At 33.1% G+C, this 15,161-nt stretch carries 12 protein-coding genes; 7 read left to right on the top strand and 5 right to left on the bottom strand.

What is annotated here, in order from left to right; all coding sequences use genetic code 11:
- Positions 1-118 precede the first annotated feature (118 nt).
- From hemF to QZ824_RS07530, 4 genes are all read left to right on the top strand, one after another.
- Positions 119-1,021: an oxygen-dependent coproporphyrinogen oxidase gene (gene hemF, locus QZ824_RS07545; RefSeq protein WP_291275411.1), complete on the top strand. Its 903-nt coding sequence runs from the start codon at positions 119-121 to the stop codon at positions 1,019-1,021.
- 41 nt (positions 1,022-1,062) lie between these two features.
- Complete coding sequence (locus tag QZ824_RS07540) at positions 1,063-1,425, top strand: four helix bundle protein (protein WP_291275410.1); 363 nt, start codon at positions 1,063-1,065, stop codon at positions 1,423-1,425.
- A 32-nt stretch (positions 1,426-1,457) separates the two neighbouring features.
- Positions 1,458-2,453 carry a porphobilinogen synthase gene (gene hemB, locus QZ824_RS07535; protein WP_291275409.1) on the top strand — a complete coding sequence of 332 codons (996 nt, stop codon included), beginning with the start codon at positions 1,458-1,460 and terminating at the stop codon, positions 2,451-2,453.
- Between the two features lie 64 nt (positions 2,454-2,517).
- Positions 2,518-2,916 (top strand): c-type cytochrome, encoded by a 399-nt coding sequence (locus tag QZ824_RS07530; protein ID WP_291275408.1) that lies wholly within the window; start codon positions 2,518-2,520, stop codon positions 2,914-2,916.
- A gap of 25 nt (positions 2,917-2,941) precedes the next feature.
- Here QZ824_RS07530 and QZ824_RS07525 read toward each other — a convergent pair whose 3' ends face one another.
- Positions 2,942-3,487 carry a CvpA family protein gene (locus QZ824_RS07525; protein WP_291275407.1) on the bottom strand — a complete coding sequence of 182 codons (546 nt, stop codon included), beginning with the start codon at positions 3,485-3,487 and terminating at the stop codon, positions 2,942-2,944.
- Positions 3,488-3,560: 73 nt separating this feature from the next.
- Between QZ824_RS07525 and QZ824_RS07520 the strand changes: the two genes are divergently transcribed.
- Positions 3,561-3,917, top strand: coding sequence for a hypothetical protein (locus QZ824_RS07520; protein WP_291275406.1), 357 nt, complete (start codon positions 3,561-3,563; stop codon positions 3,915-3,917).
- Between the two features lie 184 nt (positions 3,918-4,101).
- Entirely contained in the window at positions 4,102-5,121 is a 1,020-nt protein-coding gene (gene pheS, locus QZ824_RS07515; RefSeq protein WP_291275405.1) for a phenylalanine--tRNA ligase subunit alpha, read from the top strand.
- A 41-nt stretch (positions 5,122-5,162) separates the two neighbouring features.
- Here the strand turns inward: pheS and QZ824_RS07510 are convergent, their stop codons facing one another.
- From QZ824_RS07510 to QZ824_RS07495, 4 genes are all read right to left on the bottom strand, one after another.
- Complete coding sequence (locus QZ824_RS07510; RefSeq protein ID WP_291275404.1) at positions 5,163-8,048, bottom strand: alpha-amylase family glycosyl hydrolase; 2,886 nt, start codon at positions 8,046-8,048, stop codon at positions 5,163-5,165.
- 64 nt (positions 8,049-8,112) lie between these two features.
- The gene (locus QZ824_RS07505; RefSeq protein WP_291275403.1) at positions 8,113-9,261 is read right to left on the bottom strand and encodes a SusE domain-containing protein; all 1,149 of its coding nucleotides are present in this window, start codon (positions 9,259-9,261) and stop codon (positions 8,113-8,115) included.
- A gap of 19 nt (positions 9,262-9,280) precedes the next feature.
- Positions 9,281-10,879, bottom strand: a complete 1,599-nt coding sequence (locus QZ824_RS07500; RefSeq protein WP_291275402.1) for a RagB/SusD family nutrient uptake outer membrane protein — start codon at positions 10,877-10,879, stop codon at positions 9,281-9,283.
- A 10-nt stretch (positions 10,880-10,889) separates the two neighbouring features.
- Positions 10,890-13,913: a SusC/RagA family TonB-linked outer membrane protein gene (locus QZ824_RS07495; protein ID WP_291275401.1), complete on the bottom strand. Its 3,024-nt coding sequence runs from the start codon at positions 13,911-13,913 to the stop codon at positions 10,890-10,892.
- A gap of 225 nt (positions 13,914-14,138) precedes the next feature.
- Between QZ824_RS07495 and QZ824_RS07490 the strand changes: the two genes are divergently transcribed.
- Complete coding sequence (locus tag QZ824_RS07490) at positions 14,139-15,158, top strand: LacI family DNA-binding transcriptional regulator (RefSeq protein WP_291275400.1); 1,020 nt, start codon at positions 14,139-14,141, stop codon at positions 15,156-15,158.
- Positions 15,159-15,161: the final 3 nt, after the last annotated feature.

Genomic DNA, 15,161 nt, shown 5'->3' with positions numbered 1-15,161 from the left:
TAATTATTTCTACAAGATGGGATTATAGACCTTCTAAAACATCAATTTTAGATATTTTACTTTCTTATTTTGCTATTCTAATATCAATATTGCTTCCTTTATATTCAAATACGTGAAAATGAAAAATAAATTCTACACCTACATACAAAACCTACAAGATCAAATCTGTAAAGGATTAGAAGCTATTGATGGTAGTACCAAATTTCGTGAAGATATTTGGGAACGACCAGAAGGTGGCGGAGGTCGCACACGAGTTATTGAAAACGGAGCTGTTTTTGAAAAAGGCGGTGTAAACATATCAGCCGTTCATGGAAAATTGCCTGATACCATGCAAAAAATGTTCGGTGTAGGAGAAGCGGATTTCTTTGCTTGTGGATTGAGTTTGGTGATTCATCCGAAAAGCCCAATGGTGCCTACGGTTCATGCCAATTGGCGTTATTTTGAAATGTATGATGAAAACGGTAACATCATCAACCAATGGTTTGGTGGCGGACAAGATTTAACTCCTTATTATCTGTTTGAAGAAGATGCCAAACATTTTCATCAAACGTGTAAAACGGCTTGCGATAAACACAATCCTGAGTTTTATCCAAACTATAAAAAGAAATGCGACGAGTATTTCTGGAACGCACACAGAAATGAAGCAAGAGGAATTGGCGGTTTATTTTTCGATTATTTGAAAGAAACTGAAAACATGTCGATGGAAGATTGGTACAATTTCGTAACCGAAGTTGGTAATTCGTTTTTACAAGCGTATGTGCCAATTGTAGAAAGAAGAAAAGATTTACCCTATACCGAAGCACAACGTACATGGCAAGAAATTAGACGTGGCCGTTATGTAGAGTTCAATTTGGTTCACGATAAAGGCACTTTATTTGGACTAAAAACGAACGGTAGAATCGAAAGTGTTTTGATGAGTTTGCCACCCCACGTACAATGGGTCTACGATCACCATCCTGAAGTAGGAAGTGAAGAAGAAAAATTAATAAAGGTATTACAGCATCCTAAAGATTGGTTTTAGATTTCAGAATTCAGCTATCAGTAATCAGCAAATAAAAGATTATGAGAGATTATAAAAAATTGCAGGTCTGGGAAAAATCTCATCAATTAACTTTAGAGTTGTATCAAGAACTAAAAAATTTCCCAAAAGAAGAGCTTTTTGCCTTAACAAGTCAAATGAAAAGATCATCTAGCTCTATTCCTACAAATATTGCTGAAGGAGCGGGTAGAAACACAAATAAAGATTTTGCTAGATTTTTAGCAATCGCTTATGGCTCAATTAATGAATTGGAATACCAAATTATACTTAGTACCGATTTAATGTTTCTTGAAAAGTCAAAAGGAGAAATTTTTTTGGAAAAAATCAAAGAAATTAGAAAAATGTTACACGGATTAATAATTAAAATAAACAACTCTGAAAGCTGATATCTGAAAGCTGACAGCTAAATAATAAAAATATGTTTCCAATACACAGAGGTCGTCGTTTAAGAGTAAACGAATCTATAAGAAGTTTAGTAAGAGAAACCAGCTTGAGTCCGGCTGATTTTATGTTTCCTATGTTTATCATGGAAGGAGAAAACACTAAAGTGGAAATTCCTTCTATGCCAGGAATTTTCCGTCGCACTTTAGATTTAACGATGGAAGAAGTGAAAGAATTATTTGCTTTAGGCATTCGTGCGGTTAACATCTATGTAAAAGTTAGCGATGATTTAAAAGACAACACCGGAAAAGAAGCTTGGAACGAAAATGGTTTGATGCAAAGTGCCATTCGTGCTATAAAAGCAGCTTGTCCCGAAATGATTGTAATGCCAGATGTCGCTTTAGATCCGTATTCGATTTATGGTCACGACGGAATTATTGAAAAAGGCGATGTGGCCAATGATGCTACGAATGATGCTTTGGTAAAAATGGCGGTTTCTCATGCTCAAGCTGGTGCCGATTTTGTTGCGCCAAGTGATATGATGGATGGTCGTGTATTACGTTTACGTCAAGGTTTAGATGCGGCAGGTTTTCATAATGTAGGCATTATGAGTTATTCGGCTAAATATGCTTCAGCATTTTATGGTCCGTTTAGAGATGCATTAGATTCGGCACCAAAAGATGCTGATGTTGAAGTACCAAAAGACAAAAAAACCTACCAAATGGATTATGCGAATCGAATTGAAGCGGTTAAAGAAGCCCTTTGGGATGTAGAAGAAGGCGCTGACATGGTCATGGTAAAACCTGGAATTGCTTATTTAGATATTGTTCGTGAAGTGAAAAATGCAGTAAATGTTCCTGTAACGGTTTTCCATGTTTCGGGTGAATATGCTATGATTAAAGCGGCTTCCGAAAGAGGTTGGTTAGATCATGATAAAATTATGATGGAGCAATTAATGTGTATTAAACGCGCAGGAGCCAGTTTAATATCAACTTATTTTGCTAAAGAAGCGGCTATTTTATTAAACCAATAAACTGATTTATATCAGTCTTTCCATGAAAAGTATTTACTACTTTTGGATAGAAAAAATACGTAAAATGAAAAAAATAACTTATACTTTTTTAACCGTAGCTTGTTTCTTTTTCTTGACTAGTTGTGGGAAAAAAACTGAAACGGACCCCATGGGTAATTCTGTTAAAGAAGCGACAACAGTTCAAACACCTGAAGAATTAGGTAAAGAGATTTTTGAAGGAAAAGGAACTTGTGCTACATGTCATAAAGCAGATGCAAAAGTAATTGGACCTAGCTTAAAAGAGATATCAAAAATTTATAAAGATAAGAAAGCGAGTATTGCTTTGTTTTTAAAGGGCGAAGGAGAACCTTTGGTCGATCCTAGTCAGTATGAAGTAATGAAAGCGAATTTTGCTATTACTAAAACGTTATCTGATGAAGAATTAGACGCTCTAGAAGTTTATATACATAGTTTAAACAAATAAGTTTAAGTCGTCTTCGGGCGACTTTTTACTTTTTAATTGATGAATCACATTCTTTATTTTCAATGGAAGCTTCCCCTTTTACAAAGTCATAGCATTCATTTAAGGAGGGATAAACAAATTGTGCTATTTCTTGGATAGGATGAAAAAACATTGAATCTTCTTTTGTTCTCTGGCTTAATAACCAATTATTAAAATTGATCTTTTCAACAAATCCTATTAGTACACTTAAAATAAGGACTGTTTTCAAAACACTTAAAAAAGCGCCTCCTAATTTGTTAAGCCAACCTAAATAAGCGAAATTAGCCATATTTGAAAAGAGTTTTGCAGCCATTTGAATACCAATTATTACAAGTAGAAGAGTAAGTATAAAAGCTGTAATTTGGATGTATTTTGGATTCCAAGAAAACCATGATTCAAGTGTTGCTCTAACAAAAGATGAAAATTTAATGGCTACATAAATGCCAATAAGTAAGGAGAAAAAAGAAGCCAATTCAACAAATAATCCATTCTTTAATCCTTTATAAAGAGCATAAGAAAGAGTAATAGCAAACAAAATATCTACAAAAAGCATTATTATTTTTTTAGCAAAGTAATCAAAATTTATTGAATTTGAGAATGTAGCCCTATCTTTGCAATAAAAAAATATGTCGAGAGATAACCTCTTAAAAACACGTTGGGAACAAGTAGTGAAAATACTATCTAATCGTTTTGCAGATGGCGAAACTATGGATTTAGATAGCATCATCTATTTGATAGGCGTGCAAGAATTGGGAAAACCCAATCACACTTTTAAAAAAGATGAAAAAGTAAATTTAATGCATATTGCTATTTGTAGGTTATTAGAACCTTATGGCTATTATGAGTTTGACTATTTTGATAAAGAAGGTTGGCCCCACTATAAAATAAAAAGCCAACTTCCCCCTCTGAAGGCAGGTGAGCAAGCCGTTTTAATGAAAGAAGCCATAGTGCAGTATTTTTTAGAGAAAGGGTTAATTGAATAATAGTAATAAATACTGCCACGATGGGAATGACATCCTTAAGATGATGAAGTTTTTAAAGTCATCATTTTAAGATAAAATGGACAGCGTGAATTTTTATCTTATGAAAATGGCTTGAGTGCAGCCAAAATAAATAAATAAATATTCTTAAGAATTTAGTAAATTTGCACTCAATTAGAACAAGACCATGATTGACAAAATAAAACAGCATATTGAAGAGGCTAAAGCATTTCAAGCTGATAATAAAGAACGTTTAGAGGAATTCCGAATAAAATATTTGGGTGGTAAAGGTATATTAAAAGAGTTTTTTGCTGAGTTTAAAAATGTTCCGAATGAATTAAAAAAGGAATTCGGACAAGTTATAAATGAATTGAAAAACACGGCTGAGGAGAAAGTCAAATCGATTCAGGAGCAGTTAGAAACTAAAGAAGAGTCTAAAGGACAATTTGGGGATTTAACCCGACCAGGATATCCTATGGAAATAGGTTCAAGACATCCTATTTCTTTAGTTAAAAATCAAATTTTAGATGTGTTTTCTACGATTGGTTTTAACGTTTCGGAAGGTCCAGAAATTGAAGATGATTGGCATAATTTTACGGCTTTAAATTTGCCTGAATATCATCCAGCTAGAGACATGCAGGATACTTTTTTCATTCAGACAAATCCAGATATTTTATTACGTACGCATACATCATCTGTTCAAGTGCGTTACATGGAAAACAATAAACCACCTATTCGTACGATTTCTCCAGGTAGAGTTTTTAGAAATGAAGCGGTATCAGCGCGTTCACATTGTATTTTCCACCAAGTAGAGGGTTTATATATTGATAAAGATGTTTCATTTGCAGATTTAAAACAAACATTATTATATTTTACCAAAGAGATGTTTGGAAAATCTAAAATTAGACTTCGTCCTTCATATTTCCCATTTACTGAGCCAAGTGCTGAGGTAGATATTTATTGGGGATTAAAAACGGAAACCGACTATAGAATTACTAAAGGTACTGGTTGGTTAGAAATTATGGGGTGTGGAATGGTAGATCCAAATGTATTAAAAAATTGCGGAATTAATCCGGAAGAATATTCAGGTTATGCTTTTGGAATGGGAATAGAACGAATTGCCATGTTGTTATATCAAATAGGAGATATTCGAATGTTTTATGAAAACGATGTGCGATTCTTAGAGCAATTCAAAACTAGTTTATAAAATAAAATCCCGAAGTTGTTTCGTCTTCGGGATTTCTTTTTTTACTCTTTAATTATTTTTTTGGAGATTGACTTGGAGTCGTAAGTTTTGATTTTAATGAAGTATATACCTTTTGTTAAATCTTTTATGCTTACGTCTTCTAACGCATTAATTTTGTTTACTGTTTTAATTAGTTGTCCAGTTATAGAGTAAATTTCAATTTTTTCTACATCTTGTGTTAATGTAAAATAATCTTTTGTGGGATTTGGATAAAGACTCAGTTGATTTTCAATAGTAATTGATGAATTAGAAAGCACAGTTGACAATTGATTTCCATAGATTCTATATTCTCCTGGGTTGAGTGTAATTGGGTTAGTGGTATTACTAACGGTTATATTAGTTCCATTCATTAAATTGTACCAAGTCCCAGTGTAAGGAAAATCAGGAGTTATATTTTGAGGCGAAGTGTATAAATTAGCAAGTATAACCACATTTTTTAATTGTGTTACTGGTAAAGCATTATCATAAATATAGATACGTTGCTTCAAATTATCTCCACTTTGAGGACTAATAGCAAATTGTCCATTAAAAACACTTTCTTGAGTTTTAAGCTTCATGAATTTGCTATAATCTGTATATACCTGATTTCTTGGAGCGGTATTTAACCAATTTTCCACCCATTGAGGCTGTGGTTTTGTTTCAAGTTTACAGTCTCCAGCAGTTGTGTCTGTTTCGGTATTTACGGTACTATTACTGCAAGTATAAATAGAGTCATCCATTGCTAATTCTTGAAAATGCCAAATCATTTTAGGACCTGGTATTAGCACACTTATTGCTCCAAGTGCAGCCATTCTGTTAATTGCATTACTTTCGTTATTTAAAACAGGATTTGTTCCTGAATTAGAACCATAGGTTTTTGCTTCAAACATCATACGATCTTTATCATGACTTTCTGGATATCCTATTAATCTTTTGCCAGTAAAACCTCTTGTATTATAATCCATTCGAGCAATATTTCCTGTTGTATTTGAATAGCCCATGGCTAATTCTTTATACTGAGTATACATTTCGCCCCACATCATAATACCTTTTCCTTCTGCTATTCTATAATTAGCCCATTGTTGTTCTTCAATATCTGACCCTAAATGTTCAAAAATAACATAATGGTTTCCGTCTAAACTCCATGAATAATCTGCATATTCTTTTAAAACATCAACACGATCTGCTTGATAGCCATTAGTACAAGCATCATTTCCTGGTGAACAATTTTGAGTAAATCCTTTGGTTAAGTCCCATCTAAAACCATCAATTTTAAATTCGTTTATCCAATGCTTTAGTGTTCTTTTTACATAGTCTTTAGTAAAGGTAGATGTATGGTTAAAATCTTCTCCTACACTGTAACTATGACGTGCAGTAGTATTAAAATAAGGGTTTTCTGTACTTGGACTCCCCCAACCGTCTCCGTCAGGATCATTCATCCACATACGAACCATTGGATTTCTTCCAAAGGCATGATTAAAAGCAATGTCTAAAATGATAGCGATTCCGTTTTGATGGCATAAATCAATAAATTCTTTTAACTTATTTTGAGTACCATAAAATTTGTCTAAGGCCATGTGGAAGGAGGTGTTGTAACCCCAACTTTCATTTCCTTCATATTCCATTATTGGCATTAGTTCAATTGCATTAATACCTAGATTTTTAAAATAATCAATTTTGTTAATCAAATCTTGGTAGTTTCTATTGGTGTCAAAATCTCTAATTAGTACTTCATAAATAACTAAGCGGTCTTTATTTGGCTTATTAAAATTAGTTACTACCCAAGGGTAAGGTGTTTGTCCGGTTTGTAAAACGCTAACTTCTCTTTCTGGTCCAGTTGGGTAACTAGGCAATCCAGGATAAGAGGTAAAAGGAATCCAAGGATCATCATAAGGAGATAATACTAGTGTAGAACATGGGTCAGCTGTTTTAACAAGTTTTGGAGTATTTGCGATTGGGGTTTGGTCAACAACCCAATATTGGTAAAAATAAGAAACACCTGGTGTTAAGCCAGTTAATTCAATCCAAAATTTAGATGAACTAATATCTTTTTTCATAGCATAACTACTGTTTGGAAGCCAGTTGTTGAAAGTTCCTGCTACATAAACAAAATCTTTTAAAGGTGCGTCTAAAACTAGAGTAGCCTTGGTTGGATCTGTCGTGTTGTAGTTTATACCTATTTCTAGCCCCCCAGGTAGTGCTTGATTTATCGTGTTAGGGTTGACGATTACCATGAATTTTTTTGAAAGTGTTGTCGCTCCTTGAGTAGCTGTTAATTCAAATTCAGTATTGGTAACTATGGAAGTCGCTATATATGAATAACTAGAAGTAGTCTGAGTGGCTGCAGCAATTAAACTTCCATTGGCTTTTAATTGGTAATTAGCCGTACCGTTTGTATTTGTTGCACTAATGGAAATAGATCCACCACTGTTTTGAACAGTTGTTGAATTTTGAATCGGATTTATTAACGTAAAGTTAAAAGCTCCCACTTCAGTTACAATGTCTTGAGATTTTTTATCACCGGTACCATCTTTTGCTTTTACTAAGAAACCCATTTTCCCAATTCCTGTAAATCTATTGTAAAAAGCATTTGGAGTTAGAGTATAAGTATAAGTATCGGTAGCAGTATTGTAATTTAGTCTATTAGTTTCAGAAGAATTCGTCCATATTCCATTTGTTGGACAATCCAGTATATTGGTATCATTTACATCAAAAGACCAAGCCCATAGATAAAGGGCATTTCCAGTCACACCCCATGTTGCCTCATTAATTGAGTTGCCATTTATTGTTATAGTAATACTTTGATTATCCTCAAAAACAGATGGATTAATCGAATATGTAGCTGTTTGTTGTTGAGCCAGCAACGTAGCAGTCAATAGTGTAAAAAATAAAAGTAGTATCTTTTTCATAGAAGATTTTGGTATTTAAACTATTTAGATGCAAAAATAGGACTGTTTCCAGTCCTATTTTTAATTAATCTACTGTGATAACTTTATTTACGTTATCAAAAATAATTCTTCTAACAGCAGTAGGTCCAACATATCTAAAATTGCTATCCCCATCAAGTCCATTAATTAATTCGGAATCAATAGTATAACCATTTGTAACATACCAAGGATAATTTCTGTTTTCTTCACCCCAACTATCACCACCATTGTTTGCTGTCCACAATCTGAATGTTTCACCATTATTCATTTGAATAATTGATTCATATACTCCGGTGTTTATTAATCTACATTCTGATTCATTATTTCCAGCCCATGACCATCCACCAGGTGTAGCAGCACCTACTAACCAATGTGATAAAGGTTCAATGCCAGAGACAACTGAACTTCTTCCTATGCTGATTGATTTGTTTACTTCATTCACAATGATTTTATGAACGCCAGTTGCTCCGTTGAATTTAAAGTTTTGATCTCCATCATTTGCGTTAACTAAAACGCTAGAAATTTTATATCCATTGTTTGCGTAAAAAGGATAATTTCTCCCTGAACTCCAATTTCCATTTTCTGTGAATATACGGAATGAATCATTTCCACTATTAGCAAAGGTTGTTCTTGCCGTTAGGATATTGTTGTCACAAATCATTGAAACAGGAGTTGACCATCCCCATCCAGCATCTGGTACACCTGCACCTACTAAGTATTGACTTAAACAACCATAAGCAGTTACATTGAAAATAATTGGACTAGTGTATTGTTCTTGAGTTCCAGCAACTGAAGCTTTAATTCTAACTTCTATTGGTGTTGAAACAAAAGGTACACCACCACACAATAATGCAGGAGTATTTAATTGCCCCATAGTAATTACAGTATTAGTAGCACCATTTGTGATACTAGATAAGGTAAAAGGTACTGCAAAGTCTGTGTTTACTTTAGCAATTTGTACTTCATAAGTAACAGCAGTGGTTACTGAGTATTGCGCAGGAGCCCAATTTAAAGTTAAAGCAGCATTGTTAGGAGTAGCTTCAACTAATACAACACCTTCTCCATCTGCAGGTGTAATAATACGGAAAGACGGATCGTTTTTTGCTTCTAGGATTAATTTATCACTTTCATCCTCACAGGAAACTAAGCTTGTTAAAGCAAATAGTAAAACGAATGATTTTAAAATATTTTTCATAATTAATTGTAAGTATTGATTAATAACCTATATTTTGAGTTAAATTTGGATTAGAAGACAAACTGATTGCAGGGATTGGATATAAATTTTTATAAGTAGGTATACCAACACCACTTTGAGAATTTCCTTTCCAAGTCCAATTATAGTTAGCACCGGCATATTTGCCAAAACGAACTAAATCTTGTCTTCTATGACCTTCCCAATGTAATTCCCTTAAACGTTCGTCTAAAATGAAGTCTAATGTTAAGTCACCAGAATTAATATTAGCACTAGAATTGTTGTTTGCTCGTTCTCTTAAGTAATTAACATAGGTTACTGCTTGAGAAATTGAAGCATTACCTGCGCCTCTAATTGCACATTCAGCATACATTAAATAAACATCAGCTAAACGGAAAAGAGGGAAATCAGTGTCCACAAAGGTTTGGTTTGGCCCTGCAATTCCTGTTGAAGAAACGTTAGAGTACTTTGCTAAAATAAATCCTTGATTTTGAGTAGCAATTGAGTTAATCTCAATGGGTCTCGTGCCAGAAATAATTGTTTTTCTCTCATCTGAAGAGAATGAAGCACCTTGGAACTTTTCAACAAATTGTTTTCTTAAACGCAAAGCGCCTCCCCATCCTCCTGAACCTACACCAAGAGAAACACCATTTTGCTCAATTGAACCTACTTGGCCATTCACCATTACTGTGGTTGGACCATAATTTTGAGTAACATTTCCATCAGATTGTAAAGTGAAAATCATTTCTGTAGATGTATGATTATCAGCTTTGAAATTATCTAAATAATTGTTTTCTAATATATATCCACCAGAGATAATATTATTACACATGTTCACACAGTCGTTGTATTTGTTTTGTCCAATGTAAACTTCCGCATTTAAATACATTTTACCTAAAATCATCCAAGCAAAAGCCTTGTCAACGCGACCATATTCATTTGTTCTTGGAGCTTTTAAATTAGGTAAAATTGCATTTAATTCTGATTCAATGAATGTGAATAATTGTGCTCTATTATATTCCGGACCAGCTATTCCGATAGGGTCATTTTCTGTGTAGAAAGCAGCTTTACCAAACATATCCATTAAATGATAATAGGCTAATGCACGAAGTGCACGAACTTCATTTCTGTAATCTGCAATATTTGTAATTAACTGAGCGTCGGTTACTCCACGTTCATTCAGTTTTTCAGAAGTAGTTTGTCTTAAATATTCATTACAAAATGCAACTTGTGCCATACCGCGAGCAAACATTCCCAAAATAATTGGATTATTCGAAGTCCAAGTATTTCTTTGAATTTCAGCCACACCTGGGTCGTTTTCATAACTCCAAATAACCTCATCTGTGCTTAAGTTTTGTAAGTACCACAAACAGCGACCATATTGACTTGTTCCTGGGTCTAATCCTTGAATATTAGACGATCCTGCTCCTGTTATTCCAGTAAGTGATAGATTTCCATAAACACCAGCTAATCCCTGTTTATAAGAGTTAGGGTTGTTGAAAAAATTTTCGGATAAAAATATATCATCATCTTTTGGAGTAACGTCTAAATCGTTGGTACATGAATAGTTGAGAACTATAACACCAACTAATGCGATTAATTTTGATTTAAACTGTATCATAGTTATTTTTTTAAAATTTAACATTTACACCAACTAAGATTTGCTCTTGTCTAGGATAAATAGTATTGTCTATTCCACCAAAAATCTCTGGATCTAAACCAGAATATTTTGTAAATAATAAGAAATTTGGATTTTGTATACCTGCAGTCAATCGAATGGTTGATTTTCTTTTTTCAGTTTGAGGGAATGTATACCCAAAAGTGATATTGTCAACGCGTAGAAACGACGCATCTTCAATATAATAATCAGAGAAAATTACGTTATTACCTGAACTTGCAAAACCACTTTCGAAAGTTGCTGTAGGTATATTTCCTACTGTACTTCCTACATCTCTTAAAAAGTTAGTATAAGCATTGGCAGAATTAACATTGTTGTAAAGTTTATTTCCGATACTTGCTCTTAAGTTAAAAGCTAGATCAAAATTTTTGTAACTCATGTTAGATTGAAAACCAAACAATATATTTGGGTCTGGATTTTTATAGATATAACGGTCGTTTTCATTCACAATTCCATCCCCATTTATATCAGCAAAAACACCTTCAATTGGCATGCCTGCAGCGTTATATAATTGTTTGTAAACATAGAATGAATTTGGTGTCCATCCTTCTCTATAAATTTGAATTGTGCCTCCTGTACCGCCACCGATTCCTCCTACAGCTAAATCACCTCCAGCGGGTAACTCTTTAATTCTTCTTTCGTAAGTAGACGTGTTAAAGTTTAAATTCCATTTAAAGGCTGTATCTCTAAAAATATCAGCGTTGATATTGAATTCAATTCCTTTTGTTGTAAAACTCCCAACATTTTGAGGACCTTTGTTTGAAAAGTTAGATCCATCAGCAAAAGGGGCTTCTCTAAATAATAAGTCTGTTGATTCCTTGTAAAAAACATCTAAGCTACCTGATAGTCTATTATTAAATAGGCCATAGTCAATACCTAAGTTGTAGTTTGTGGTTACCTCCCATTTTAATTTGTTATTGAAAGGAAGAGGTATTCCAACTATATAGCTACTATTGCCAAATGTATATTGAGAATCAGGATTACCTGTTTGGTATCTATTTAGAAAGTAATCGTTTTCGCCTAAATCTTGTTGACCAGTTACACCCCAACCTGCTCTAAGTTTTAAGTCTGATATAATTTTACTTTCAGTGAATAAGTCTTTGTTGATTTTCCATGCAACAGATGCACCTGGGAAGTTTCCATATTTTTCATCTTTTGGAAAACGTGATGACCCATCTCTTCTATAAGATAAAGATAAGATATATTTGTCATTCCATGTAAAATTAGTTCTACCAAAGAAACCAATTAATACTAAATCTGGAGCAGTATAAGTATCTGCTATTTCATTTTGATTGTAGATATTTCCTGATCCAAAAACTTTTCTTTCAAATTTTTGATATGAATATCCAGCTGTTGCATCTAACTCAAGTTTGCCAAATTTTTTGTTATAGTTCAAATATCCATCAAATAATTTATTTGTTAAATCAGAAGAGTACGTATTATAGTTTCCTAATTTATTGCTTTGTAGGGTTCCATTATCAACGCTGAAAGCTACTGATGAACTTTTTGAGGTTTGGTTTACTCCTTTTCCTTTAGATTGATCAATACCAATATTTACTACAGCTCTTAATTCTGGTAAAAAATGGAATTTATAATCTACTTGGAAATTACCAAAGAAACGATTTACATTGGAACTATTATCATTTAATAAAATATTTCCAACAGGGTTTCTTGTACCTCCAGAAGCCAATTGACTAGTTGTAGTGTTTAATAAAAATTCTGTAAAACCACCCCAATCACTATTTCCACTATAAACTGGTTTTGTAGGATCCATTCTCAATGCTGCTCCTATGGGTGTAGCAGCAAATTTATTTTTTTCATTTGAATAGTTAGCATTTACATTTAATTTAAGGTGATTGTCAAAAAAATTAGGGCTTAAAGCAAGTCCAAAATTCGTTCTGTTAAATCTATCTGTTAAAACTAATCCTTCTTGGTAAGTATTACTAACGGTTAAACGAGTTGGTATTTTATTGAATAAACTTCCACCTAGATTAAGTGTATTTACTACATAATCTGTTCTTCTGTAAATTTCATCTTGCCAATCAGTATCATACAATAATCTTCCTTCAATAATTCCCGGAGTTAATAAATTGTCAGTAGCTGTAGTTGTTGGATCATCAATACCTAATTGATTTGTTAAATCTGGATAGTAAGTTTCTATAGCATTAACAAATTGTTTTGCGTTTAATACATTAATTTTTCTTTTGTTTTTTCCTGATCCATATTGAAAATTGTATTCAACACTAAGATTTTTTCCTCCTTTTTTGGTTGTAATTAAAATGACACCATTTGAAGCTCTTGATCCATAAATAGCAGTTGAAGCTGCGTCCTTTAAAACAGTGATAGATTCAATAGTAGCTGGGTCAATGGTGGCTAAGAAATTTCTTGATCCTGAAGGAGTTCCTTCGTTCGATCCCGATAAAGGTAATCCATCTACCACAATTAATGGTTCGTTGTTAGCAGATAATGAGGATCCTCCTCTAATTCGTATAGCAGAACCCGAAGCTGGGCCACCGCCAGTTGAAATTTGGACACCTGCAACTCTACCGTTTAATAAATTTTCTACCGTAGGTGTAGCTCCTTTGTTAAACTCTTTTGAAGTTATTTGTGTAACAGAACCAGTGGCATCTTTCTTTTTCACTTTTCCATATCCAATAACTACAATTTCATCTATGGATTTATCTCCTGCAACCATTGATACCTCAATGGAAGATTGACCATTATAGGTGATTGTTTGGGAGTTGAATCCTATGAAAGAGAACGTAATTGTGTTTCCGTTTTTTACGTTTTTTAAGGTAAAATTACCTTGATTGTCAGTACTGGTAGCAGTTTTTGTACCTGTAATGGCTACCGTTACGCCTGCTAGTGGTTGAGCATTTCCACTGTCTACAACCCTACCTTTAATTACGCTCTGTGAGAACATACTTAATGGCAACAGGAGCATAAAAAATAGCATTTTTTTTAACGTAGTTTTCATACAAATTGTTTAAGTTAATTGTCTGTTTTTAGTTGCTTATATTTTCACTTCAATTGTTAAAATTATGTAAATAAATCACAAAAAAAAGTTAAGTATCTGAAAAACACCATCGAAAACGTTTTCGTGTTGAAAACTTTATAGTTTTATTGAAAAAAACTTGTGAATTTTATACAAAAAATAATTTAAAAAACAATAAATTGTCATTTCAAAAAAAATAATTTTCTGATGAGAAGAAAAGTTACACTCAAACAAATTGCAAAAGAATTGGATATTTCAATATCAACTGTTTCTAAATCTTTAAGGGATAGTCATGAAATTAGCGAAGAAACTAGACAAAAAGTTCAAGCTTTTGCAAAGCTTTATAATTACAAACCAAATAATATTGCTTTAAGTCTAAAAAATAAAAAAACCAAAACAATTGGGGTGATTATTCCAGAAATTGTACATCATTTTTTTGCCACAGTGATTAGCGGAATTGAGCAAGTAGCCAATGAAGAAGGATATAATGTAATTGTTTGTTTGTCAGATGAATCCTTTGATAAGGAAGTCATCAATTTAGAAATGCTTGCAAGTGGAAGTACCGATGGATTCATTATGTCGCTTTCAAAAGAAACACAATTAAAAAAAGATTTTCATCATATTGAAGAAGCCATCAATCAAGGAATGCCAGTGGTTTTATTTGATAGAGTTACGAATGATGTGTTTTGTGATAAAGTAATCATTGACGATCAACTAGCAGCATATGATGCCGTTCGATTCTTTATAGAAAAAGGATTTATAAATATAGCTTTAATTACAACAGTTGACTATGTAAGTGTGGGTAAACTAAGAACCGAAGGTTACCTAAAGGCATTTAAAGATTACAATTTAAAAGTAAATGAAGATTTGATTTTAAAGATTGAAGACATTGAGCATTGTCAATATCAAATACATGAATTGATTCAAAGAAATGACATTGATGCTATTTTTGCAGTTAACGAGTTGTTTGCTGTAAACGCTATAAAAATTGCACATCAATTAGGTAAAAAAGTCCCTCAAGATTTATCAGTAATAGGTTTTACAGATGGAATTATTTCTCAATTTTCAACACCAACTATCACTACTGTAAGTCAAAATGGAATTAAAATGGGACGAAAAGCTGCTAAAATGTTGATTGATCGTTTGGAGAAGGAAGAGGAAGATGAACAATATACCACAGAAATAATTGAAACAAATTTAGTTTTTAGAGAATCTACGACAACGTAATAG

This window comes from Flavobacterium sp., from assembly GCF_021151785.1.
Classification (GTDB): Bacteria; Bacteroidota; Bacteroidia; order Flavobacteriales; family Flavobacteriaceae; genus Flavobacterium.
This window is presented reverse-complemented; position numbering and strand designations above follow the sequence as displayed.